This window comes from Shuttleworthella satelles DSM 14600 (assembly GCF_000160115.1).
GTDB lineage: Bacteria > Bacillota > Clostridia > Lachnospirales > Lachnospiraceae > Shuttleworthia > Shuttleworthia satelles.
Window position 1 is genome coordinate 245,762 of sequence record NZ_GG665866.1, and the last position, 23,089, is coordinate 268,850.

A 23,089-nucleotide genomic window follows, 5' to 3' on the forward strand; every position below is an offset into this window, starting at 1 on the left:
TCTTGTTCAGATTCATGAGCAGAGTTCCGCCAGTTTGGCATTGAGCGCGTCATTTCTGGCCTGCGCCCCGATATCATCACCCAGGCTCTGCTCTAAGACACTGATTTCCCCGCAGATATCCAGCCCAAGAAGACGGCGGCTGGCGTAACAGAAGGCGAGCAGTTCCTCTATTTCCCCGATACTCGTTACCCCCTGGCTCCAATTGCAAAAGGCATCTCCAAGGCGCAGTACGTCCTTATCCAGGGAGATGTAGAGGGGACGACCCTCCTGCTTTCCGTCCGGCCGCTTCCTCTCTTTTTCCCTTTGCCTGCCAGAGTTCTCTTCCTTCGCCTGTCTGCAGGACTCGACTTTGGAATCCGCCTTCAAACGCTCTCTTACGTCTTCCTCCACGACCAATTTCCATGGATCTCTTCTGGCGTCGAAGTCCCCCGGGGCTTGGGCGCCCTCTTTTATGGAATTTCCGTTATCATTTATGGAATTTCCGTTATCATTCACAGCCTGCCAGGAGCGCAGGAGAACAACGCGGGGGTCGACCGGCTCCTCTTGAGCGATCTGCCGAAGGAGAATGTCCTCGATTCCATATAGATAAAGCTTTTTCAGATGGGGCAGGCGATAAAGGGCCTCTCTGACCCAACCGCCGCAGGAAGTCACCTCCCCAAAGGAGGGTGCCTGCATATCCGGATGATTATCCAGGAGCAGGAGCTCGAAGTCCTCCTCAATTCTCTCTAAATAGAAGAGGCTCAAATAGTGATAGTTGCCTGAGTCCAGAAAATGCACCGGCGTCTCATATGCATTGCTCTCCTCCAGACGTCTCTTGATCTCTATCTTGGCGCCCTCATCGCAGTAGCAGTTGGTCCCGGGGATATCGGTCATGTCAAGGAAGTTAGCATTTGCCCCCAGACAGAACTCCTGGCCCTCATAGACACCGGACATACTCATGACTGTAAAATCTGCTGTCATTGTTCTCTCCCCGATCTTGTTGTCACCGCTCTCTTCTTGACTCTCACCCTGATCTTGTTGTCACCGCTCTCTACCCGATCTTGTTTGACATTATTTTCGGTCAGATTAAAATAAAAGTACAGAAAAAGCATTCTCGAAAGGGGGCATCTATGTATCCTGTAATTACCATTTCCCGTGAATTCGGCAGTGGCGGACACACGATTGGAAAGAAAGTCGCCGAGAAGCTTGGGATCCCTTTTTACGACGGACAGATTGTCACCCGTGTCGCTCAGGACAGCGGCTATGCCGAGACCATGATTGAGGATCAGGGGGAGTATTCCAGCGGCAGCAACAACTGGTTTGACGTGTCTGCGGCCAGTGCTATGTACTTCCAGAGTCCTCAGGATGAGATCTTCCTGGCCCAGCGCAGAGTCATCTTAGACTACGCGGCCAAGGGCCCCTGCGTCATCGTCGGCCGCTGCTCCGACTACATTCTGCGCAACACCGATATCCGGTCTCTGAACGTCTTTATCCACTCCGATATGGAGCACCGGATCGAGCGGATCAAGGACCGCTATGAGGTGATTGAGAACGTCAATCCCAAGAAGCGGCTGGAGAAAAAAGACAAGCAGCGCAAGACCTACTATCGCTACTACACGGACCAGATCTGGGGTGACTATCACAACTACGATATCAATCTGGACAGCGGCAGCCTGGGCGAGGATAACTGCGTTAACATCATCTGCGATATGGCAAAGGCCATGGACAGGTAAAAGGCGTCTGTTCTACGTCTGCCCGGTCTCCTTCTCCCAGAATTCTGTCGCCTCCTCAAGCCAGCCCTGGGCCTGGGTTCCTATGCCCAGTCCGATCCCGTGCGGCAGGCGAAAGTACTTGTGATAGAGACAGGGGATATGTTTCTCCTCCAGGGCCTGGGCCATCACGTCCGCGTGATGGCTGGCCGGAGTCAACACGTCCATGGCCCCGGAGAACATATAGGTGGGCGGAAAACTCTCTGTGATCCACTTCTGCACACACACAGAATCCCGCTTGGCCTTCGACTGCCTTATGCCAAAGTAATACAGGTTGGATCGCTCTGTGAAGTAGAGCCCGATCAGTCCCTTCCATATGTTCCAATAGGGATGATCCATCCAGTGATTGATATTGGTCCAGGGATAGCCCATGATAATGGCTCCGGGTTTGGCTGTCCCATAGGCCTTCCATCCGTATTTCTCCGTTCCGTAGAGCCCCACCAGGTTCCCTCCGGCGGAGAATCCGATCAGGGCGTAATCCTCGGGATCCACATCAAATTGATCCGCGTGCTCTGTCACATAGGAGACCGCCCGGGCCAAATCCTGTGTCGGCGCATAGGAGCGGGCGGCAAAACCGGTTCGATATTCCAGGACAAAGCAGCTGTAACCCAGCTCGTTCAGGCGGGCCGCGATGGCATATCCCTCCTTGTCCGTACACAAGTGCGCGTATCCCCCTCCCGGACAAATGATGGCGAACTTGCGCCGATCTGATTTACCGCATTTATTTATGCATTTCATCTCCTCAGCTGATTTATTCTTCGCCCCGGAACTCTCGCTGTTTGCAGGAATCACTCGGCGATTCTGTCGAATCCGGCTCTTGTCTTCCCAATCTTCTTCTGTATCTCTCAAAAAGACAGACAGGCGCACCTGTCCCAGCTTTCTCTCTCTGGCAATTTCATCTAAAGAGAAAAGGGGAAACTGCTGAAAGCGTCCCTGGCCCATAAGCGCTCTGATCCGCTTTCGCCCGCGCTCCGTGTCATTTCCCCTGCGGTTGATCCACTCCATGCGCAGCCCTGATCCCACTGTCAGGAGGGCTGATCCGGCCAGGTAAGTCAGGATGAGTTTTTTCAGTTTCCCCTGATTCTTCCATTGCATCAAGCTTCCCTCCTGCCTTCTGAGCGCTCAGACAAAAATATCTCCGATCTCGCTCCTCTGGGCTAAAAGTCCCGCCAAAGTCGCCTCTCCCCAGGAATAATTGCTCAGATAAGAGCCTGTAAAGAGACTCTTATGCTCCTGCTCCCCCTCCAGATACTCGTAGAGATCACAGGAAACGCGCTCGGGGACGATTCGCCGTTTTCCATCGACGCTCTCCACAATATCAGCAATTCCATACTCCTCCAGGAGATTCTTCAGGCGCAGGGCCACCTTCCGATAGCGGGAAAGTGTTACCGCTGTGACAAATTCATCCTCCCAGAGAAAGGAGACGGCCTCGTCTGAGGAGATAAAGCCTCCGCGTCGATCCACCAAAAGGGCCAGAAGCTCCTTGGATTTCTTGTTTCGAAAGGCGATGGGCTTGCCGCCCACAAAGACGTCAAAATAACCGAAGGTGCGGATGAAAACCTCTGACACTTCCCTATCCTGCCCCTTATCTATCGCGAGAGTCCCGTCATTGGCACTCTGCCGGTCCAAAGGGGCCGCGTCCTCTCCTGCCCTTCCTCTGCCTCCCGCAAATCCTCTTCCGGGCTCATTCATACGATAGAGCATGATATAGCGGGGCTTCTTTCCGTCCTTGTCTCTCTGGGAGCAGATCGCCTTGATCCGCCGGTCCTCTCCCCGATTGAAGTCGAAGTAGGTAAACTCACCCTCGCCGTCCTCCAGGAGCTTCTCAAAATCCTCCAGAGACGCCTCGGAATAAATTGCCAGATCCTCCAGGGGGATTCCGTCCTCAACCAGCTTCATCCAGCGCTCCTCGCTGACTCCGAAGAATTCCGCCACATTTTCAGAGGCATAGAGAGGGCGGACATAATTATTTGGCATGACCTCAAAGGCCGCCACCCCATCCGTGAAGTTCTGAATCAAGCCCTTCATATTCTTGCGCAGGCGCTCATTCTGGCTGACCAGGCTGGCCCTGGTCTCCTCGTCAGGGCTGCGGCGGACACAGAGGAAATTGCTGATCTCGTTGAACTTGATAAAAATCGCCTTATACAGCGCCTTCCCCTCACTCCTGCCGTGAAAGCTGATCTGAGGAGGCAGTTCTCCCGGAAGGAGCATCTTCTCACGGGACTCTCTGAGCAGAAAGCTTCTGACCGCATCCTGATCCTCCTCCGCGACCGTCTGTCTCAGCCAGCGGTCAGCGGCGTCTGTAGTCTGCATGGCGATATTCTCGAAGCTCGTAAAGGCGGAACCCGGACCGGAGTGCAGGCAGGTAACGGTGTTCTCGCTCAGATCATACTTGAAAATCTCCTCATAGACATCGGAGAGGGCGCGCAGATAGCGGATATCCTCCTGCTTTCTCTTGCGGCGATATTGCGCCGTGATATCCATGCAAACAGACTGGAACTCCTCGGTTCCATCAGCTAAATGGATCCTGGTAACCCAGCCATAGACCCGGATCCTGCTGCCGTCAGGGGCCAGGAGGGTCATCTCCCCCGCCACCGGGCTGTTGAGGCGGCGAACCAGATTCAGATAGGAGGAGAAGCGCTTCCTTTCCTTCATGGGAACCGTCAGCAGAATGTCATTCATATAAGGGGCGACTTCTTTCCTTAAGCTCCTGTCGTCCGGATCAATATGCATCATCTCAAGCATACGGCGATTCACATAGGTCACCCTGGGCTGTTTCTCACAGGTGTACTTGAGAAAGCCGCAGGGTATGGTCTCATTGAGAAAGCGTAGATCCTCGTTTGCCCGCATGAGATCTGAAATATCCGTGATGAAAGCCTCTCCCTTGATTTTGCCCTCTCTCTCGCAGGTCCACAGGCTTTCGCGGACATAATGGATCTGTCCGGTATCTGTAATCAGGCGATAGTCCAAATGAAGCATTTGGCCCGGCATTTGTCCTGCCCTGGCCAGAAAGTCCTGATACTTGGCCAGATCCTCCGGGAAAATACCTGTCCGCGCAAGGACCTCCTCCTGCTCCAGGACTCTCACATGGTCAAGAGTTTTCTCTTTTGAAGTCAAATCTGAACTCAGATCTGAGCTCAGATCGATTGAATAAACCCGATCGGGGTCGTTTTTGATCTGATTAACCCGATCAGGTATATCCACTATCTCCTCCTTGTCTCCCGAAAACAAGTAGCTTCGAGATCCGCTGATCTCCTTCATCTTCTGATCGCATTGACCCTGCCCCTGTAAATCCGGCATTCAAATCTCCCATTCAAACCGCCTATGTTCTCCCTTACTTTAACACAAATCTCATATGCGGATCATCCTGTCAATCGGGCAACAGATGACCAGCATTCGCCGACAATGCAGGAAATCATCAAAAAACTGGAGTCTTATGATATTTTTGCGGACAGGATCAAGCATTATCGTGTGGATAAGATGAAAGATCTGTACGTTGTCGATGCTGTGCATGAGGGACAGGAAACCTTCAAGAACTTCAATATGGCAAAGTCGTTTGTCAAATGCAGAATGAAGTGAGACGGCTGGCAGAACAATATCTGAAATGTTGAGATTAGGCCAATCCGTTTTATTCCATAGTCTAATTTGGTTTACTGATCGTTTTCATTGATCAAATATTTTTCTTACCCTGCGCCTGCTGCCCGATCCCGCGAAATCGCATATAGCGATGATTCAGCAAATCCGGATCCGCTTCCAGGCGCTTGATCTCCTCCAGAAGAGCTCTCTTCATCCTTGCGTAGAATTTATCGCTGCCGAGTTCCCGCTCTAAAATAATGCGGTCCGCAACGCCCAGATCTCTGGCGTCCTCTGCGGTCAGACGCAGGTTTGCCGCCGCCTGGTCGGCCCGCTTGGCATCCTTCCAGAGGATGGAAGCGCAGCCCTCGGGAGAGATGGCGGAATAATAGCTATTCTGCAGCATCCAGACCCGGTCTGCCAGTCCCAGACCCAGTGCGCCGCCGGAACCGCCCTCGCCGATCAAAACAGAGATAATCGGGACAGACAGGGTGGACATTTCCATCATATTTTCGGCGATTGCCAGCCCCTGGCCGCGCTCTTCGGCTCCGATCCCGCAGAAGGCTCCGGCGGTATCGATCAGACAGATGACCGGTCGTCCGAACTTCTCCGCCTGTTTCATGAGACGAAGGGCCTTGCGGTATCCCTCCGGCTTTGGGCCTCCGAAGTTACGGAGCTTACGCTCTTTCAGATTGTGCCCTTTCTCAATGGCGACCACGGTTACCGGCTGATCCCCCAGGAAACCGATGCCACCGATAATGGCGGGATCATCGGCATACCTGCGGTCTCCGTGAAGCTCTATAAAGCTGTCCAGGAGCCCACCGATGTAATCCAGGCTGGTGGGACGCCTGGCGTCTCTGGCTTTCCGCACGCGATCATATGGAGTTAAGGTCTCTTTTTTTGCCATTTTCTTCTCGCTTTTTCAATCCTGATTTCCAGCTGACTCCCGGACATCTCCGGCCCCTGCAAGGCTCTGAAATCAACTTGTTCTCAACCCGGTCAGCCCGCCAACATTTCCCCGCATCGCTTTCCTAGCGACAAGATTTCATGTTCTCTCTCTTCTCTATACTCTTCTCTGAGCTTTCCTCTGCTCCCTTCTCAATGCTCTTCTCTACACCTTCTCTGCGCTTTCCTCTGCACTCTTCTTTGCGCTCTCCTTTGCCTCGACGCCACACCCGTGCATCAAAAGGATCTGCGCCAGTCCCTCTCTCTGCTCTCTTCGGTCCATGATGGCATCGCAGAAGCCGTGCTCTAAGAGGAAATCCGCCCTCTGAAAGCCCTGAGGCAGACGTTTTCTGGTGGTCTGCTCAATGACGCGGGCTCCGGCGAAACCGACCAGAGCGTCCGGCTCGGACAGGATCAAATCTCCCTCCATTGCAAAAGAAGCGGTCACTCCTCCTGTAGTGGGATCCGTCAGAACTGTGACATAGAGGAGTCCCGCGTCTGAATGCCACTTGACTGCTGCCGAAGTCTTGGCCATCTGCATAAGAGAGAGAAGCCCCTCCTGCATACGGGCTCCTCCGGAGGCCGTAAAGCCTATGACTGGCAGGTGCTGCCGAATCGCATACTCAAAGAGACGGGTGATCTTCTCACCCACAATAGACCCCATAGACCCCATCATGAAATAGGGGTCCATGGCAAAGACAGCCGTGAAAATTCCCTTGATCCTGCCAACTCCCGTGATAACCGCTTCCGTCTCCCCGGTGTCTGCCCTCACCTTCTCCAGTTTCTCGTCATAGCCCTCAAAGGCAAGGGGATTCTCTGAAATCAGATTCCCATAGAGTTCCCGGAAGCTCCCCTTGTCCAAGAGCAGACGCAAACGGGCTCTGGCTCTGAGGCGAAAATGATGGCCACAGGGACAGACCTGCTCGTTTTCCTGTAGGACAGAGAGCGGGATCTCCTTGTGACAATTAGGACATTTCCTGACTGCTTCACCGCTGTCTCCCTCTGCCTCATAGGCCGTTCTCCCTCCAAACTCAAGTGTGTTTTTCGGTTTTCTAAAATGCAGAGCCATACTTTGTCTCATTTCCTTATATCAGCTGATATTCCCTTGTCTGCGCCATGTTCCCATCAAAGAAAACAATCCACATGATCTTACGCATCACTTCCCTGTCATAAGAGGCCATTTGCATCGTCTCTCACCCATGGGTTCAAGGCATCAGTTTCTTCGGTTTACTTATTCCCGAGGAAGGTCAGATCATAATTCCCTGAAGTAAAGCGCTCATCCTCGACAATCTTGAGCTGCTCGTTTACGTTGCTTGGAATCCCATCAATCACCAGTTCACAGAGGGCCGCCCTCATCTTGCGCAGGGCCTCCTCCCGGCTTCTTGCATAGACAACCAGTTTGCCCATGAGGGAGTCATAGTAGGGAGACATGGTCATTCCCTGAATCAGGCAGGTATCAAAACGAACATTGAGCCCTCCGGGCACATGCAGCATATTCAGCCGTCCGATCCCCATGGCATTAATGCGGCATTCAATGGAAGAACCCGTCAAACGTACCTGCTCCTGGTCAAAATCCAGTGGGATGCCTGCCGCTATGCGGATCTGCCACTTGACGATGTCGACAGAGGTCAGCATCTCGGTCACACAGTGCTCTACCTGCAGACGCAGATTCATCTCCATGAACCAGAAGCTGCCCTTTGTGTCATAGAGGAACTCCATGGTGCCGGCACCTACATAACCGATCTTCTTGGCCGCCCTAGTGACCAGCCTGATCATCTTTGCCCTCTGCTTATCAGAGACAGCCGGGGATGGGGTCTCCTCCAGAAGCTTCTGATTGCGGCGCTGCAGGGAGCAGTCTCTCTCTCCCAGACAGACCACATGCCCCTGCTCATCAGCTAAGATCTGCAGCTCAATATGACGGGCCGGGAAAATATATTTCTCCAAATAGAGGGCCCCGTCGCCGAAAGCTGTGACTGCTTCCTGGGTGGCCTCAGGGAAGGCGCGGGTCAGTTCCTCGTCACTTCGGATCAGGCGAATGCCTCTTCCACCGCCTCCGGAACAGGCCTTAAGCATCACCGGATAGCCGATCTTATTGGCCAAAGTGATGGCTTCGGCCAGAGTCGGCACTGCCTCGGTCCCGGGGATAACCGGAAGACCGGCATCGTCCACCAACTCTTTTAAAATGGCCTTGTCGGCGAACTTCTCCATGGACTCCGGATCCGGACCGATAAAGACAATGCCGTTCTCCCGGCAAAGTCCGGCGAAATGGGCATTTTCTGAGAGAAAGCCATATCCCGGATGTATGGCCTGGGCACCGGTCATAAGGGCAGCCGATATGATCTGGCTCTCATTCAGATAGGACTCCGTCGCTTCGGGCCCGCCGATGCAGACAGCCTGGTCTGCCAGAGCCACATGGAAGGCCTCCCGGTCTGCCGTGGAGTAGACCGCAACCGTTGCGATCCCCATCTCCTTGCAGGCGCGGATGATTCGCACCGCAATCTCACCGCGGTTGGCAATCAGGATCTTCGAAAACATCAGACGCCTCCTGTGATGGCAAAAGAAAAATCCGCGGAAACGCAGAGGCGGTCTTCCACCTTGATGGTTCCGCTGCAGAAGTAGAACATTCCTCTGGATCTGGTGACATGGCATCTGGCCGTGACTCGATCACCGGGCCTAACCGGAGCGCGGAACCTGACATTGTTCAGTCCCGTGTAAACCGGCAGTTTGCCTTCTTTTAGGCCCTCTTGCATGAGAACACAGGCCGACTGGGCCAGGATCTCGCAGAGAATCACGCCGGGCACGATGGGATTTCCCGGGAAATGCCCCTTTAGGAAAAACTCGTCCCCGGTCACATGGTAATGAGCGACGGCTTCCCCGTCGATCAGCTCCGCGTCATCCAGCAGAAGCATATGGTCCCTGTGAGGGATCATCTCCATAATTTCTTGACGATTCATAATCACTCCATGACAAAAAGCGCTGTTCCATATTCAACCAGCTGTCCATTGGAGGCGCAGATTTGTTTGATCACCCCATCCTCCTCTGCGGTCACCTCGTTGAGCAGTTTCATAGCTTCGACGATGCAGAGTGTCTGTCCCTTTTTGACATGATCTCCGACGGCAACGAAGGGCTTGCCGTTCTCCTCCGCCGCCGCGTAGAAAATACCTACCAGAGGCGAAGTGATCGTCTTGCCTTCGGATGCAGCCGCATCCGCTCCCTCTTTCTTCTGCATTTTCCCTGTATCACAAGCTGCCGGGTCACCGGCGGTGCCAGCCGAAGGAAGGACGGAAACAAGCTCGCTGCCGCGCTCTAATCGAACTTTTGTCTCATCATTGGTGATCTCAAGACCGGTCAGATCCAATTCCTTCATCAGACCGGCATACTTTCTGATTTCCTTCTCGTTCATCTTATTTCACCTTTCTGAATGCCAGGCAGACATTATGGCCTCCAAAACCAAGAGAGTTGGATAAAGCCAGGGTCAGATTCTCCTGCAAAGCCTGGCCTGCGACATAATTGAGATCACAGTTCTCGTCCTGCTCCATCAGGTTAATAGTAGGAGGAACAATTCCCTCCTCCAGGGCAAAGAGAGAGGCCAATGCCTCCACAGCACCGGCGGCCCCCAACATGTGACCCGTCATAGATTTGGTAGAGGAGACCCAGGGCTTTCTGGCATTTGCGTCGCCAAATGCCGCATGAACCGCCTTGCACTCCACCAGATCATTCATAGGGGTTCCGGTTCCGTGCGCGTTGAGATAGACATGATCTGCCTCCGTATAACCCGCCTCTCGCATGGCATCTTCCATTGCCTTGGCAGCGCCGCGGGCATTGGGCTCCGGGGAAGTGATATGGTAGGCGTCACAGGTGGTTCCATATCCACAGATCTCACCGTAGATTCTTGCTCCGCGGGCTCTGGCGTGCTCATATTCCTCAAGCACCAGTGATACTGCACCCTCTCCTATGACAAAACCATTGCGCCGCTTATCAAAGGGCAGAGAGGCCGCATTGGGATCCGTGGAAGTGGACAGAGCCTTCATGTTGGCAAAACCAGCAACAGATGACGGGCAGACAGCCGCCTCGGTTCCACCTGTGATGACAGCATCGGCATAGCCATGACGAATCAGGCGCATGGCCTCTCCGATCGCGTTAGAGGCTGAAGCACAGGCAGTCACTGCCGGCATGGCCGTCCCTCTGCAGTCGTGGCGGATGGCAATCATACCGGCTGCCATATTGCAGATCATCATAGGGACAAAGAGGGCGGAGACACGCCTGGGGCCTCGCTCCATAAGATTTCTGTGCTCCCTCTCGAAGGTCTCGATGCCGCCGATTCCGGTTCCGAAGAGAACAGAGAACCTGTCAGGATTGACCTTGCCCTCGATTGCGGAATCCTCTGCCGCCTGCTGGGCCGCGGCCACGGCGAACTGGGTGAAGCGATCCGTTCTCAAGATCTCCTGCTTCTCTAGATACTGTCCGGGGTCAAAATCCTTAACCTCTGCGGCCAGAGTCGCCTTGAAGCCTTCCGGATCGAACTGGGTGATCCTGGCAATACCATTCTTACCTGCCTTCATGGCCTCCCAGGTCTCGCTGACACTGTTTCCCAGAGGGGTGATGGCTCCCATCCCGGTTACTGCCACTCTTCTATCTTCGCTCATTGCTTCCTCCAAAATAACTTCAACTGATCTGTCTCTTCTGTCTCCGTGATGATCACGGATTGCTCCGCGCTTCGCGCTCTCGCAATCCTCCCTACATTCGCATTCCCGCCCTGCTTCGCATGGCTTCATGCTCATGTAGAGCACGTCTCGAATCATGAGCGCCTGAGCACGCAAGCGTCTCATGCGCAGGGAAATTTCAACGATTCTATCTCTATGATGATCACAGATTGCTCCGCGCTTCGCGCTCTCGCAATCCTCCCTACATTCGCATTCCCGCCCTGCTTCGCATGGCTTCATGCTCATGTAGGGCACATCTCGAATCATGAGCGCCTGAGCACGCAAGCGTGTCATGCGCAGGGAAATTTCAACGATTCTGTCTCCGTGATGATCACGGATTGCTCCGCGCTTCGCGCTCTCGCAATCCTCCCTACATTCGCATTCTCGCCCTGCTTCGCATGGCTTCATGCTCATGTAGGGCACATCTCGAATCATGAGCGCCTGAGCACGCAAGCGTGTCATGCGCTCATGATTCTTTCCGCTTGATCATCACATCCCGATTCCGCCGTCGACACGCAGTACTTCTCCTGTGACATAGGGGGCATTAAGCAGATAGGACACGGCGTCCGCCACATCCTGAGGCCTTCCCATCCGCCCCATAGGAATCATCTGTACCATAGGATTCTCTTTCTGATCCCGTGTCATATCTGTGGCGATGAAACCCGGGGCAACTGCATTACAGCGAATCCCTTTCGCTGCCAGCTCCTTGGCCACCGTCTTGGTCAGGCCGATCAGTCCCGCCTTGGAGGCCGCATAGTTGGCCTGACCGGGATTTCCCATCAGACCCGTGACAGAACTGACATTGACAATGGCCCCTTCTCTCTGGCGCAGGAAAAGACCGGATGCATGTCGGATCATGTTAAAAGCGCCCTTGAGATTGGTATCCACAACCGCGTCGAAATCCTCTTCCTTCATGCAAAGAATCAATCCGTCTCTCGTAATCCCCGCATTATTCACCAGAATCTGAAAGCCTTCGAAGTCCTCTCTGACCCTGCTTACCAGTTCCTTGGCAGCAGCGAAGTCCGCCACATCACACTGATAAGCTCTGGCCTTTACGCCGTAGTTTTCCTGGCAGAAATCACAAACCGCCTGGGCCTTGTCGGCATTTCCTGCATAGACGGCCGCGATATTGGCCCCTTCCGAGGCCAGTCTTTTGGCAATGGCCTCTCCCAGTCCTCTGGAAGCTCCTGTCACAAGAGCCGTCTTCTCCTTGATCATGCATTCTCCTCCAGCATCTCCCGATAGGAAACCGCCTTGACATCAACGGAAATTCTATGAATCATGTTGGTCAGCGTTCTTCCAGGGCCAATCTCCACGAATGTATCAACGCCCGATTCCATCATATTGCGAACCAGCTGCTCCCAGCGAACAGGATTGCAGAGCTGTGATGAGAGAAGCTCGGTAAAGTTCTCCCCATAGGGTTGAGCTGTCACATCCGAATAGAGGGGTATGGCCCCGATCGGACTCTTCTCCAATTCCTCATCAATTGCACTGGCGAAAGGCTCTCTGGCTCCCTCCATGAAAGGAGAGTGGAAAGCGCCGGCCACCTTAAGAGGCACAGCCCTTCCGCCATTCTCCCAAACCTCTGCCATAAATTTCCTCATCTGATCCGCCTGGCCCGCAACAGAAATCTGACCTGGACAGTTATAGTTAACGGGATAGACCTGGCCGAAATGTCCTGCCAACTCTTCCACTTTCTCGGAGGACAGCTTTAGGACAGCCACCATAGAGGTCCTGACCCTGTCGGCGCAAGCCTGCATGAGTTCCCCGCGCCTCATAACCAGCCGAAATCCCGCCTGAACAGAGTAATACCCGGCAAATGCCGCAGCGACAACCTCTCCCAACGAAAAGCCGGCGACGCAGTCGGCCTGCAGGCCTCTCTCGGCAAGGGCCTCGGCCGCCGCTAACTCCATGACATATAGACAGGGCTGTGTATTGCTGGTAACCCCCAAATCCTCGGCACTTCCCCCGAAGCACATAGCCGAGGTACCGGGCCGGATTTCATCACAGACAGCGAAGATTTTTTCTGCCGCTTCGGAAGTCTGCGCAAGATCTGCTCCCATACCGGGGTACTGATCCCCCTGTCCGGAAAAGACAAATGCTACTTTAGCCATGCGCTTGCTCCTTCCAGAACTTTCTCTGCGCCAGTTACCACATCGGTAATGATGTCGGCTGCCGGCTCTTCCCTCTTGACCATGGCTGCGATCTGTCCGCAGAGAAAGGATCCCTCATCGAGGTTGCCGTCCTGTACAGCCTTGCGCAGGGCGCCGGTACCCAGCGCTTCAAGCTGATCCTCAGGCAGATCGGAGAACTCTTTTTTGGCATATTCCCGGGCGAACTTGGTGCGAAGACTCCTGACGGGATGCCCCAGCTTCTTTCCTGTCACCATAGTACACAGGTCATTGGCCTTTAAGACTTGCTCCTTGTAGACAGGAGAAATGGTGCATTCTTCCGCAGAGAGAAAACGAGTCCCCATCTGTACGCCGCAGGCTCCCAGCATAATAGCGGCCGCAAAGCCCCGGCCATCGGCAATACCACCGGCTGCCAGAACAGGCAGGTCTGTGGCGTCCACAATCTGCGGAACTAATACCATCGTTGTCAATTCACCCACATGACCGCCGGACTCTCCCCCCTCAGCGATGAGAGCCGCGGCCCCGATGCGGGTCATAAGCCTGGCCATAGCCACAGAAGCGACGACGGGGACGACCTTAATGTCTGCTTCCTTCCAGGCCTTCATATACCTGGCGGGGTTGCCGGCGCCGGTGGTGACAACAGGTACTTCCTCCTCGATGACGAGCGCGGCAATGTCTGCCGCAAAGGGGCTCATCAGCATGATGTTGACGCCAAAGGGCTTATTCGTCAGTTCCCTGGCAATTTGAATTTGCTCGCGGACATAGTCTGCCGGAGCATTTCCCGCTGCAATGATGCCCAACCCACCGCCATTGGAGACGGCGGCGGCCAGCTTTCCATCTGCAATCCAGGCCATACCGCCCTGAAAGACGGGGTACTCGATGCCAAGAATCTGACAAATCTTAGACTGCTTCATGAACTCAACCCTTCTTGGACTGGATGAACTTATCAAGATCGGCGATCGTTGCAACCGGTTCTTCCAAGTCAATCTCAACACCGAGTTCATCCTCAAGACTCATAAGCAGATCAACCGTATCCAGTGAGTCAATCCCCAGATCTGCAAAAGTACTCTCCGGTTTGATGGTAGACGGATCCACACCGATGCGGTCGGCAACTACTTTAGCAATAACGTCGAAATACATGTTCAAATCCTCCATATGAAATCTGTTTTCGGTAAGATGACCACTAAATTCCTGACAGCTCATTTCCATATCAGCCGGGAAAGAGACGATCCTCTCGATGCAGGGTATTCCTCGCATTTTCACCAAACAGCCTCATCAGCGGTCAGTCTTTATCTTAGATATTCCCTGTTCCCCTCGTGCCCCTTTTCTGTTCCAAAAGCGTTCCAAAAGTAGGGCTATTCTGTGAAATTTGAACAGCTTTTTGATCTTATAACATTCCATTTACTCCCTCTCTTTCTTCCAAATATTCTGTCTTACAAGTCGCAGTTAGAGAAAAAAGGGTTGTATTTTAACCCAGTCTGGAAAAAGCGCAACAAAATAACCCTGCAAGTCATGGCAATGACTTGCAGGGCATTATGCAGGACGTATATCACGAATACTCTTTTACATTACACCTTCCTGTCTTATTTCATTCTTCTTTTCTTTCCGAACAAGATACTGATACCTGTCAGACTCAGAAGCAGAATACTTCCGTAAATCGGAAGGCTTCCCAGATCACTTGTCTTAGGTGCCTTGGAGGTCTGCCCTGTCTTTACCTTAACAACTGTATTCGGCTTATCCAGAGTCTTGGACTGCTCCGGTGTTTCGGGCTGCTCCGGTGTTTTGGGTTGCTCCGGATTCTTAGGCTGCTCCGGTGTCTTCGAATTGATCTCCGTATTGGTGATTAGAATCCTGTAACCAAGCTCACTGGAGTAACTGGTTTTGTAACCCTCTACGGGATCCTCTTCCACCTTGTAGTCGATCTCATGACCATCCACAGGATCATATCTGCGCAGACCGCCATCAATTACATATTTCCAGTTATTCGCCCTGCTCAGTGTTGCAGTCTGTTTCACCCGGCCATCCGCCAGCAGCCGAATGGTCGCGGAAGCGCCCTCTTTTCCGACCCATTTCTTAATTACTTCAAAGCCAACTTCCTCATTATTGGTATTGGTAATCACAAAACCTGACTTGGCATCCCCTGTAATCTTTGTATCATAGGTAGCCCCTTCATTCTCGTTATCTTCCAGTTGATAATAGGCTTCCTTCAGCTTGTAGGCAATCTCATGACCATCCTTCTCATCGTACTTAGGCACATTTTCAAAGACATGAGTCCAGCCATTATCCCTGATCAGGTCTACACTGCCTGCCTGCTTATCATCTCCCATCAATATAACATGAACTAGTCGAGCCTCTTTCCCAATCCATTTCTTGGTCACATGAACCGAAAAGGTCTCGACATTGGTATTCTTAATCTGAAAGCCGTCTTTGCTGTTCCCCAAAACGATACTCTTATAGCCGGGGATCGGCTCCTCTTCCACGGTGTATCTGATATACCCCGTATCATCCGTTTCAGGAATATCTTTAAAGCTGCTTTTCCATGAGTTCGCCTCATTCAGGACAAGTCTTCTGCCGGTATCCTTTCCATCGCCAAGAAGCTTAACTGTAGCAGAATCTTTCTTGGGTCCCACCCAGATCTTTTGAACATCTACAGAAGTTTTGTTCACAGCCTTTCTTGGAGTATTTTCCTGGGCATACACCCTTGCACCTGAAGACGGGAAGATACTCCCAATTGCCAAAAGCAGGCACAATAATATCCCTATAAGCTTGCTTAATTTCATTCTTTCCCCCTTCTCTTTCCTATGAGATATTTCTCATATCTGCAGGATCTCTGTCCTGACCCAGCCAAAAGGATTAACCTCTTAGGGACAGAGAAAATAAAAAACTTGGAAAGGAGGTAATTCTCATGTCAAATATGAAAAGAACAGGACAAACAGCCCTTTATGAGCGTTTAAGTCGTGATGATGAAATGCAAGGAGAAAGCAATTCAATCACCAATCAGAAGCAGCTACTTGAAAGCTATGCGAAAAGAAACGGCTTTGTAAATATCTATCACTATACCGATGACGGAGTAAGCGGAACAACCTTTGATAGACAGGGATTTCAAAAGATGATAAAAGCAGTAGAGGAAAACAAAGTATCTACTGTGATAGTAAAAGATATGAGTAGGTTTGGCAGAGATTACCTCAAAGTAGGCTTTTACACCGAAATACTTTTCAAAGAAAAGGGAGTAAGGTTTATTGCTATCAACAACGGAATAGACAGTGAGAAACAAGCAGAAAGCGACTTTACCCCATTTCTAAATATTATGAATGAATGGTATGCAAGAGATACCTCAAGAAAAATACAATCCATCTTCAGAGCAAGAATGGAAGAAGGCAAAAGAGTATCGCCAAGCGTTCCATACGGCTATTTTAGAAACCCAAAGAACAAACAGGAGCTACTTGTCGATAAAGAGAGTGCAAAGGTCGTAAAACGCATTTACAGGCTTGTAATAGAGGAATATGGAGTAACACAGATAGCAGATATACTAACCAAAGATAAAGTCCTTATCCCATCAGCCTATGCCCAAATACATTACCCCGAAAATAACCATAGCTCCAAGAAAAGAGGAATAGAAGACCCGTATTTTTGGACACCAACTACAGTAGGCTATATCTTAGAAAAAAGAGAATATATGGGACATACCGTACTTGGTAAAACAATATGCCTTGATTACAAAACCAAGAAACGCAGAAAGGCAAAAGAAGATGAACTGATTATCTTCAAAAATACCCATGAAGCCATCATTGACGAAGAAACATGGAACAATGCGAGGAGGCTAAGAAAAACAGTAAGAAGAAGTCCAAAGTACGGGACAACATCACACCCATTTACAGGACTTTTAATCTGTGCAGATTGTGGAGGAAAATTAAGTTACAGAGAGCCGGCAGAACATAAAGCAAAGAAATATGATAGTGATTACTCTTTTGTATGCCAACATTACAGACACAGAAAAGGAACTTGTAGTATGCACTATATCAAAGTAAAAACAGTGAATGAAATTCTATTAAAATCAATCAAAGAAATCACAGACTTTGCCAAAGAAGAAAAGCAAGAATTTCTAAAAGTGATGAACAAATTATCCGATGAAAAAAGGGAAGAAAAGTATCAAGATGATAAAACGAAATTAGAAAAATTATCTTCAAGAAATGAAGAACTAACAACCCTTATTACAAAGCTATATGAAGACCACGCACTTGGAAAAATTCCTGTAAAACACTTTGATAGATTATTTAATACCTATGATACGGAGCAACAAGACTTAGAAAATCAAATACAGTATTTTGAACAAGAAATAGAAAGCTATCATCAGAGAAAAGTTGACAGCGATAAATTCCTAAAAATGATAGAGAAATATACCGACATTGAAGAACTGACAGTAGCAATGATAAATGAGTATATAGAAAAAGTTGTAGTATACGAAGCCACAGGAGGAAGAAAAGGCAAAGATAGAAAACAACAAGTCGATGTGTATTTTAATTTTATAGGCAACTGTCAAGTGCCACAGAAAGTTGATATGGAAAAAATGGCTTGAAAATGGTAAAATGTTATTAATTATTCAGAGAGAAAAATTGGAATTTGTTTTCCTTGGGTTCCTTGATTTTCACTTTTGTCCAATTTTTGAATATATGGAGGTAATTTATGGAATATAAAGAAATAAAATTAAACGTTTCAAATAATAAAATCAGAGAATATAAGCAATTTGAAGGCATGAAATTATATTCTGATTTTTTCAAATCTGAAAACGGAAGAAAATTAACTAATAAAAGAGTATATGTTACAAGAAAACAAAATTATGTTTATTATGAAAGAACGGATGTAAATTGGAATTATTGGTCAAATAAAGATAGTTATAATCCAGATTTTATTCCAGATAATGTTGAACATGATATTATTTTTGAGATTTCTTCAGAACTAAGCACCTTTAGTAAACATTTAGGAAAAGAACTGATTGAAAAAATAGAGTTAAAATATAAAAATGGAGAGATTTTAGAAATATTAGACATTTAATCCACTGGTTTAATTAGAGTAATTATTAAAATATAAGATCTTTATACTCATATATTCAAATCTCCGTTTGTCGAAGTAAAACAATTAAATAAAAACAATAATATAGCAACTTACAAAACAGTAAATCAAATTGGTTTACTGTTTTTTCTTTGCTTGAATATACACTCTAAGTGCAACAATTAAAAAATGACTCATAGCCTTGGTATAATGGTGTTTGCTAAGACATCCAAAATCCAAGGAGGAACTATGAGTCATTACAAACATCTTACACCAATTGAGAGAGAAAAGATATTTCTTCTCCACTCTCAGAATAAAACATTGACCTATATAGCCAAGACTATTCATCGTGATAAGTCAACAGTCTCCAGAGAAATAGCTCGCAACAGCTATAAGGGAGCTTATTCACCAAGTGTAGCTCATACTAAATATTTGAAACGTCGTACCAACTGCAAACCTAAACTCAAACTCTCTAATCCTAAAATATTCAAATATGTTAGAGATAAGTTTCTAAAATTAAAATGGTCACCTGAACAAATATGTGGTCGGCTAAAACTGGAGAAATCCGAGCGATATATCAGTTATGCAACAATATATCGTGCTATATATTCTGGAATGTTTGACACTGACAAGGAACGTGCTTCGAATGGTAATCGTGGTGCCATCCGCAAACTTCGTCATCGTGGGAAATCACGACATGCACAATGGTACATTGAAAAACGCGGGAAAATTCCAATCAGCAACAATATTTCAGATAGACCTAAGGAAGCTAATAACCGAATCCGCATAGGAGATTGGGAAGCCGATACGGTTATTGGCAAGAGAGGCGGGGCTTGCCTTGTTACTCTGGTTGACAGAAAGAGTCGTTTTCTTCTAAGTTCTAAAGCCAAGAAGAAAGATTCTGTGTCTGTAAGAGATACTATGATTTCCTGTCTTACAGGGCAACCTTGTCACTCAATTACACCTGATCGAGGCATGGAATTTGCGAAACACGCTGAAATTTCCCTTGCACTCGAAAAGGTTAAATTTTATTTTCCGCTGCCACATCATCCTTGGCAACGAGGAACAAATGAAAATACAAATGGACTTCTTAGAGAGTATTTTCCTAAGAGTTACGACCTTGATGATGTGACAGAAGAATATATACAAAGCAAAGTGGATGAAATGAACAAACGACCACGAAAATGCCTTGGATTCAAAACACCCTATGAAGTCTATCATTCAATCGTGTTGCACTTAGCTTGACAATTCAAGCGAAAAAAAAAGGAGGTGCACTATGGCCACAGCCAGGAAATTACCCTCAGGCAACTACAGAGTCCGAATTTATCAGTACACCGATCAGAGCGGGAAAAAGCACTATAAGTCATTTACGAGTAAAACAAAGAAGGAAGCAGAGCGAAAAGCAAGCATCTGGCAGACCTCAATCAGTCAATCTGCAGGCCGAATGACAATGGCAGAGGCGGCAGAGGCTTACATTGATGAGCGAAGGCCAGTACTCTCTCCCTCGACAATCCGGGGGTATGTAACTGCGTGTAAGCAGATTGAGCCAATTGAGGCTGTTCAGGTCAACGAAATTACACAGGGACAAATCCAGTCTTTTATCTCTAGCTTTTCAAAAACTCATGCCCCAAAGACTACACACAATGTGCACGGCTTCATATCTGCCATAATGCGCCGCTTTCGGCCTGATTTCAGTCTTTCTACTAAACTACCGCAGAAATCCCCGGACACGATCTACATACCCTCAGAATCGGATATACAGAGACTTCTCAAAGGCGCCGAGGATGATCCCATCATGTACCGGGCGCTCTTATTGGCAGCTTACGGCCCCTTACGCCGATCCGAGATTTGCGCAGTGACAAGTAACGACCTCGAAGGGAACGTGTTACATGTCCACTCTGCCATCGTTGAGGACGAAAAAGGGCAGTGGCATGAAAAGCTGACGAAAACCAATGCCGGGGACAGGTATATATCTCTCCCTCAAAGTGTTACAAAGGCTATGCAGGGCATAAACGGGAAGTTGGTAGACATCTTTCCGAACGCACTACAAAGACGCTTTCTGCGGCTTCTTCGTGATACAGGCGTGACGCACATGCGTTTTCACTCTCTCCGGCACTTCTGCGCCTCTCAGCTTCATGCGCTTGGAATGCCAGACGCTTATATCATGCAGCGTGGTGGCTGGGAATCTGATGGAGTTTTAAAAAGCATTTACCGCCATGCACTGACCGATTATGCAGCTTCAGAAAACGACCGAATTAACGTAGCTTTTGACGCCATGATTAAATATGTATGACACGAGATATGACACGACATAGAAAAACCCGCTGTATAAGCGGGTTTTAGAGAGCAAGATACGGGAGTCGAACCCGCCTCCTCAGCTTGGGAAGCTGATGTACTACCGATGTACTAATCCTGCATGTCAATTGATAGGTACATTATACCCATTTGACATATTCACTGCAATCACAAAATAATCTTGCAAAAACCGTCTTGCAGCATCTTGCAAACCAAAGTGGAGTGAAACGCTTATTTCCACTCTGAAGGGCTCCAAGTGGATTCTGATTCCTGCTGCCTGCCAGCCGAACAATCCACCGAAAGGGGCAAAGGAGACCAGCTCCCCGTCAGCGATCCCTATGCCCAAAGATCAGCCGGCCGACCCAGATGACAACTACTGCCCCCACGACGCCGACGACAATATGCCCCAGGAAAGAATAGGGCATGATGTCCAAGGCCCTGAAAATCCAGTTGCCGACTGCACCACCGACCAGACCCAGGATGATATTGCGAATAATCCCTCCCTTAGAATCCATAATCAGCCCGGCCAGCCAACCGGAGATCGCTCCGACAAGAATACTTACCAACATATTTTTTCCCTTCTTCCACTGAATCCACAGCCCAAAGTGGAATCCAAAATGCGACACTAAAACTACAGTACAACATCGAAACTATCGTACAAAACGAAAACTACAGCGCAAAATAGAATCCACAGTACAAAACCGAAACTACAGTACAACATAACGACCTGTGAGAAAGCTGTTTCCCCGCAGAGATTCAAGCGCAGGTCAAAAGTCATAGGTTTTACACGTCAAAAGTCATAAACTTTACATGGCGCGAACCCGATCCAGGAAATTCTTCAGGATCCGCCCTGTCGCTCCCCAGATCAAATGCCGGCCAAAAAGGTAAAAGGGCATAGACTGCCTTCTTCCCTGCCAGCGATACTCCTGTCCGATCATGTCTGTAAATCCCTCATCCGGGATGGGCTTCATGGCGATACTGTGCATGACAGGCTCTGCTGCCAGAAGTTCCTTCAATGACAGGACAAATACTTCAGCCACCTCATCTTTCGAATAGGTTCCCTGATAATCCTCCAGTTGAACCAAAAAAGCCCACATGGGCGCTCCGCTGGGGCCAAGCGTCCCATCGATCTGAGTCAGGAGATGAATCTTGTCTCCAGAGATCAAAAGCTCCTCTTTTGTCTCCCGAAGAGCAGCTTCTGCGGGACTCTCCTTTCCCTCAATTCCACCGCCCGGAAAACAGATCTCACCGGGCTGGGTCTGCAGATCAGAGGAACGGACTTCAAAGAGAATTCCGGGGCCCTCCTCTGTCACAAGCAGGGGAACGGCCACCGAGGCCTCCCTCTCCTGTTCAAATCCAAGCAGCTTGGGCCGCTCCTTTGACCAGCAATCCAGGAAGCGATCCTGATTCCACTCTTTCATCTCGTCACTCCACCAGGTCTGCCAGCTCCATAATCAGTTTCTCTGTCTTATCCCAACCAAGGCAGGGATCCGTAATCGACTTGCCGTAGACGCCGCCGTCAATGCTCTGCGCCCCGTCCTCCAGATAGGACTCAATCATCAGTCCCTTGACCAGGCCGCGGATATCTGTATTGACGTGACAGGAGTGCATGACGTCCTTGGCAATACGGATCTGCTCCAGGTATTTCTTGCCGGAGTTATTGTGGTTGCAGTCGACGATAATGGAAGGGTACTTGAGTTCCTCGTGCTCCTCATACAGATCAGCGACGCGGCGCAGCTCCTCATAGTGATAATTGGCGTGGTTCATCCCGAAGCGATCCACGTAACCGCGAAGAATGACATGGGCATAGGGATCCCCCTTGGTGCTCACCTCCCAGCCGCGGTACTGAAAATCATGCCCGTGCTGGGCTGCCACGATGGAATTCATCATGACGGAGAAGTCACCGGATGTAGGATTCTTCATCCCGACCGGGATTCCCAGACCGGAGGCCACCAGGCGGTGATGCTGATCTTCCACAGATCTGGCGCCGATCGCCACATAGCTGAGCAGGTCAGATAAATAGCGGTGATTCTCTGGATAGAGCATCTCCTCCGCGCAGGTAAAGCCTGTCTCCTCTATCACGTGCATATGCATCTTTCGAATAGCAAGAATCCCTGCCAGCATGTCCTCCGGCTTATTGATATCCGGCTGATGCAACATACCCTTATAGCCGAGCCCGGTTGTCCTGGGCTTATTGGTATAGACTCTTGGGATCATGAGAATCTTGTCAGCGACCCGATCCTGTACCTTCTTAAGGCGAACCATATAATCAAGGACGGCAGGCTCATTGTCCGCAGAACAGGGACCGATCACAAGCAGAAGCTTATTCTCCTCCCCGCGCAGAATCGCGGCGATCTCCTCGTCACGCTTCTCCTTATCCCTTGCCCTCCCCTCTGAAAGGGGAAATTCTTCCTTAACCTCCTTGGGAATAGGCAATTTCCTGCGGAAGTTCATATCCATATCCATCGTAATCACTCCTAGTTCTCTGCATTACTCCTCGGGCTGTCCCGAAATCTCTCACAGTGTAACAGATATCGACCTGTCGTGCTATCCCGCTAAAAAGCGACGTCTCTTTCAGACCTCCAAAACACCGTCTCTCAGACAAACTCACACCGTCTCTCAGACAAACTCACACCGTCCTCAG

22 protein-coding genes and 1 tRNA gene are annotated in these 23,089 nt (G+C 49.8%); 5 read left to right on the forward strand and 18 right to left on the reverse strand.

From position 1 onward, the window contains the following. Nucleotides 1-12: 12 nt before the first annotated feature. The gene (locus tag GCWU000342_RS09835) at nucleotides 13-960 is read right to left on the reverse strand and encodes a hypothetical protein (RefSeq protein WP_006905339.1); all 948 of its coding nucleotides are present in this window, start codon (nucleotides 958-960) and stop codon (nucleotides 13-15) included. 149 nt (nucleotides 961-1,109) lie between these two features. Between GCWU000342_RS09835 and GCWU000342_RS01180 the strand changes: the two genes are divergently transcribed. Next, a complete protein-coding gene (locus GCWU000342_RS01180; RefSeq protein WP_044958382.1) occupies nucleotides 1,110-1,712 on the forward strand; it encodes a cytidylate kinase-like family protein in 603 nt (200 codons plus the stop codon). A gap of 12 nt (nucleotides 1,713-1,724) precedes the next feature. Here the strand turns inward: GCWU000342_RS01180 and GCWU000342_RS09840 are convergent, their stop codons facing one another. The 13 genes from GCWU000342_RS09840 to GCWU000342_RS01245 form a co-directional block, all read right to left on the reverse strand. Further along, nucleotides 1,725-2,843: an alpha/beta hydrolase gene (locus GCWU000342_RS09840; RefSeq protein WP_006905341.1), complete on the reverse strand. Its 1,119-nt coding sequence runs from the start codon at nucleotides 2,841-2,843 to the stop codon at nucleotides 1,725-1,727. Between the two features lie 27 nt (nucleotides 2,844-2,870). Further along, nucleotides 2,871-5,048, reverse strand: coding sequence for a hypothetical protein (locus GCWU000342_RS09845; protein WP_006905342.1), 2,178 nt, complete (start codon nucleotides 5,046-5,048; stop codon nucleotides 2,871-2,873). 370 nt (nucleotides 5,049-5,418) lie between these two features. Further along, on the reverse strand, nucleotides 5,419-6,228 hold the full coding sequence (gene accA, locus GCWU000342_RS01195) for an acetyl-CoA carboxylase carboxyl transferase subunit alpha (protein ID WP_006905344.1): 810 nt from the start codon (nucleotides 6,226-6,228) through the stop codon (nucleotides 5,419-5,421). A gap of 204 nt (nucleotides 6,229-6,432) precedes the next feature. Next, on the reverse strand, nucleotides 6,433-7,335 hold the full coding sequence (gene accD, locus GCWU000342_RS01200; protein ID WP_083790703.1) for an acetyl-CoA carboxylase, carboxyltransferase subunit beta: 903 nt from the start codon (nucleotides 7,333-7,335) through the stop codon (nucleotides 6,433-6,435). 158 nt (nucleotides 7,336-7,493) lie between these two features. Then, nucleotides 7,494-8,801, reverse strand: a complete 1,308-nt coding sequence (locus GCWU000342_RS01205) for an acetyl-CoA carboxylase biotin carboxylase subunit (RefSeq protein WP_006905347.1) — start codon at nucleotides 8,799-8,801, stop codon at nucleotides 7,494-7,496. Beyond that, nucleotides 8,801-9,220, reverse strand: coding sequence for a 3-hydroxyacyl-ACP dehydratase FabZ family protein (locus GCWU000342_RS01210; protein WP_006905348.1), 420 nt, complete (start codon nucleotides 9,218-9,220; stop codon nucleotides 8,801-8,803). The genes GCWU000342_RS01205 and GCWU000342_RS01210 overlap by 1 nt, the downstream gene beginning before the upstream one ends. A 2-nt stretch (nucleotides 9,221-9,222) precedes the next feature. Beyond that, nucleotides 9,223-9,669, reverse strand: coding sequence for an acetyl-CoA carboxylase biotin carboxyl carrier protein (accB, locus tag GCWU000342_RS01215; RefSeq protein WP_006905349.1), 447 nt, complete (start codon nucleotides 9,667-9,669; stop codon nucleotides 9,223-9,225). 1 nt (nucleotide 9,670) lies between these two features. Further along, the gene (gene fabF / locus GCWU000342_RS01220) at nucleotides 9,671-10,912 is read right to left on the reverse strand and encodes a beta-ketoacyl-ACP synthase II (RefSeq protein WP_045000084.1); all 1,242 of its coding nucleotides are present in this window, start codon (nucleotides 10,910-10,912) and stop codon (nucleotides 9,671-9,673) included. Between the two features lie 546 nt (nucleotides 10,913-11,458). Beyond that, on the reverse strand, nucleotides 11,459-12,187 hold the full coding sequence (locus tag GCWU000342_RS01225) for a beta-ketoacyl-ACP reductase (protein ID WP_006905351.1): 729 nt from the start codon (nucleotides 12,185-12,187) through the stop codon (nucleotides 11,459-11,461). After that, nucleotides 12,184-13,083, reverse strand: coding sequence for an ACP S-malonyltransferase (locus tag GCWU000342_RS01230; protein WP_006905352.1), 900 nt, complete (start codon nucleotides 13,081-13,083; stop codon nucleotides 12,184-12,186). The genes GCWU000342_RS01225 and GCWU000342_RS01230 overlap by 4 nt, the downstream gene beginning before the upstream one ends. Further along, complete coding sequence (gene fabK, locus GCWU000342_RS01235) at nucleotides 13,071-14,015, reverse strand: enoyl-[acyl-carrier-protein] reductase FabK (protein ID WP_006905353.1); 945 nt, start codon at nucleotides 14,013-14,015, stop codon at nucleotides 13,071-13,073. Before fabK ends, GCWU000342_RS01230 begins: the two co-directional genes overlap by 13 nt. A 4-nt stretch (nucleotides 14,016-14,019) precedes the next feature. After that, nucleotides 14,020-14,241 (reverse strand): acyl carrier protein, encoded by a 222-nt coding sequence (locus tag GCWU000342_RS01240; RefSeq protein ID WP_049906773.1) that lies wholly within the window; start codon nucleotides 14,239-14,241, stop codon nucleotides 14,020-14,022. 443 nt (nucleotides 14,242-14,684) lie between these two features. Next, a complete protein-coding gene (locus GCWU000342_RS01245; protein ID WP_044958364.1) occupies nucleotides 14,685-15,767 on the reverse strand; it encodes a Cna B-type domain-containing protein in 1,083 nt (360 codons plus the stop codon). A 239-nt stretch (nucleotides 15,768-16,006) separates the two neighbouring features. Between GCWU000342_RS01245 and GCWU000342_RS01250 the strand changes: the two genes are divergently transcribed. The 4 genes from GCWU000342_RS01250 to GCWU000342_RS01265 all read left to right on the forward strand — a co-directional run bounded on the left by GCWU000342_RS01250 (nucleotide 16,007) and on the right by GCWU000342_RS01265 (nucleotide 20,443). Then, nucleotides 16,007-17,677 (forward strand): recombinase family protein, encoded by a 1,671-nt coding sequence (locus tag GCWU000342_RS01250; RefSeq protein WP_045000089.1) that lies wholly within the window; start codon nucleotides 16,007-16,009, stop codon nucleotides 17,675-17,677. A 107-nt stretch (nucleotides 17,678-17,784) separates the two neighbouring features. After that, a complete protein-coding gene (locus tag GCWU000342_RS01255) occupies nucleotides 17,785-18,153 on the forward strand; it encodes an EXLDI protein (protein ID WP_006905357.1) in 369 nt (122 codons plus the stop codon). A gap of 246 nt (nucleotides 18,154-18,399) precedes the next feature. Next, nucleotides 18,400-19,395: an IS30 family transposase gene (locus tag GCWU000342_RS01260; RefSeq protein WP_045000091.1), complete on the forward strand. Its 996-nt coding sequence runs from the start codon at nucleotides 18,400-18,402 to the stop codon at nucleotides 19,393-19,395. A gap of 31 nt (nucleotides 19,396-19,426) precedes the next feature. Next, on the forward strand, nucleotides 19,427-20,443 hold the full coding sequence (locus tag GCWU000342_RS01265) for a site-specific integrase (protein WP_006905359.1): 1,017 nt from the start codon (nucleotides 19,427-19,429) through the stop codon (nucleotides 20,441-20,443). A 52-nt stretch (nucleotides 20,444-20,495) separates the two neighbouring features. On the opposite strand, the gene GCWU000342_RS01270 is transcribed toward GCWU000342_RS01265, so the two are convergent. The 4 genes from GCWU000342_RS01270 to GCWU000342_RS01285 all read right to left on the reverse strand — a co-directional run bounded on the left by GCWU000342_RS01270 (nucleotide 20,496) and on the right by GCWU000342_RS01285 (nucleotide 22,911). Beyond that, nucleotides 20,496-20,566, reverse strand: a tRNA-Gly gene (locus tag GCWU000342_RS01270). 205 nt (nucleotides 20,567-20,771) lie between these two features. Further along, nucleotides 20,772-21,014, reverse strand: coding sequence for a GlsB/YeaQ/YmgE family stress response membrane protein (locus tag GCWU000342_RS01275; protein WP_045000093.1), 243 nt, complete (start codon nucleotides 21,012-21,014; stop codon nucleotides 20,772-20,774). Nucleotides 21,015-21,251: 237 nt separating this feature from the next. After that, nucleotides 21,252-21,866, reverse strand: a complete 615-nt coding sequence (locus GCWU000342_RS01280) for an NUDIX hydrolase (RefSeq protein WP_006905361.1) — start codon at nucleotides 21,864-21,866, stop codon at nucleotides 21,252-21,254. A 4-nt stretch (nucleotides 21,867-21,870) separates the two neighbouring features. Further along, nucleotides 21,871-22,911, reverse strand: coding sequence for a 3-deoxy-7-phosphoheptulonate synthase (locus GCWU000342_RS01285; RefSeq protein WP_006905362.1), 1,041 nt, complete (start codon nucleotides 22,909-22,911; stop codon nucleotides 21,871-21,873). Nucleotides 22,912-23,089 lie beyond the last annotated feature (178 nt).

Coding starts and splice junctions, on each gene's coding strand:
- GCWU000342_RS01285 (WP_006905362.1), bottom strand. CDS start 22,911: ATGGATATGGATATGAACTTCCGCAGGAAATTGCCTATTCCCAAGGAG.
- GCWU000342_RS09835 (WP_006905339.1), bottom strand. CDS start 960: ATGACAGCAGATTTTACAGTCATGAGTATGTCCGGTGTCTATGAGGGC.
- accB (WP_006905349.1), bottom strand. CDS start 9,669: ATGAACGAGAAGGAAATCAGAAAGTATGCCGGTCTGATGAAGGAATTG.
- GCWU000342_RS01280 (WP_006905361.1), bottom strand. CDS start 21,866: ATGAAAGAGTGGAATCAGGATCGCTTCCTGGATTGCTGGTCAAAGGAG.
- GCWU000342_RS01180 (WP_044958382.1), top strand. CDS start 1,110: ATGTATCCTGTAATTACCATTTCCCGTGAATTCGGCAGTGGCGGACAC.
- GCWU000342_RS01275 (WP_045000093.1), bottom strand. CDS start 21,014: ATGTTGGTAAGTATTCTTGTCGGAGCGATCTCCGGTTGGCTGGCCGGG.
- GCWU000342_RS01265 (WP_006905359.1), top strand. CDS start 19,427: ATGGCCACAGCCAGGAAATTACCCTCAGGCAACTACAGAGTCCGAATT.
- GCWU000342_RS01260 (WP_045000091.1), top strand. CDS start 18,400: ATGAGTCATTACAAACATCTTACACCAATTGAGAGAGAAAAGATATTT.
- GCWU000342_RS01225 (WP_006905351.1), bottom strand. CDS start 12,187: ATGATCAAGGAGAAGACGGCTCTTGTGACAGGAGCTTCCAGAGGACTG.
- GCWU000342_RS01210 (WP_006905348.1), bottom strand. CDS start 9,220: ATGAATCGTCAAGAAATTATGGAGATGATCCCTCACAGGGACCATATG.
- GCWU000342_RS01250 (WP_045000089.1), top strand. CDS start 16,007: ATGTCAAATATGAAAAGAACAGGACAAACAGCCCTTTATGAGCGTTTA.
- accD (WP_083790703.1), bottom strand. CDS start 7,335: ATGGCTCTGCATTTTAGAAAACCGAAAAACACACTTGAGTTTGGAGGG.
- fabK (WP_006905353.1), bottom strand. CDS start 14,015: ATGAAGCAGTCTAAGATTTGTCAGATTCTTGGCATCGAGTACCCCGTC.
- GCWU000342_RS01255 (WP_006905357.1), top strand. CDS start 17,785: ATGGAATATAAAGAAATAAAATTAAACGTTTCAAATAATAAAATCAGA.
- GCWU000342_RS01205 (WP_006905347.1), bottom strand. CDS start 8,801: ATGTTTTCGAAGATCCTGATTGCCAACCGCGGTGAGATTGCGGTGCGA.
- accA (WP_006905344.1), bottom strand. CDS start 6,228: ATGGCAAAAAAAGAGACCTTAACTCCATATGATCGCGTGCGGAAAGCC.
- GCWU000342_RS01230 (WP_006905352.1), bottom strand. CDS start 13,083: ATGGCTAAAGTAGCATTTGTCTTTTCCGGACAGGGGGATCAGTACCCC.
- fabF (WP_045000084.1), bottom strand. CDS start 10,912: ATGAGCGAAGATAGAAGAGTGGCAGTAACCGGGATGGGAGCCATCACC.
- GCWU000342_RS01240 (WP_049906773.1), bottom strand. CDS start 14,241: ATGTATTTCGACGTTATTGCTAAAGTAGTTGCCGACCGCATCGGTGTG.
- GCWU000342_RS09845 (WP_006905342.1), bottom strand. CDS start 5,048: ATGCCGGATTTACAGGGGCAGGGTCAATGCGATCAGAAGATGAAGGAG.
- GCWU000342_RS09840 (WP_006905341.1), bottom strand. CDS start 2,843: ATGCAATGGAAGAATCAGGGGAAACTGAAAAAACTCATCCTGACTTAC.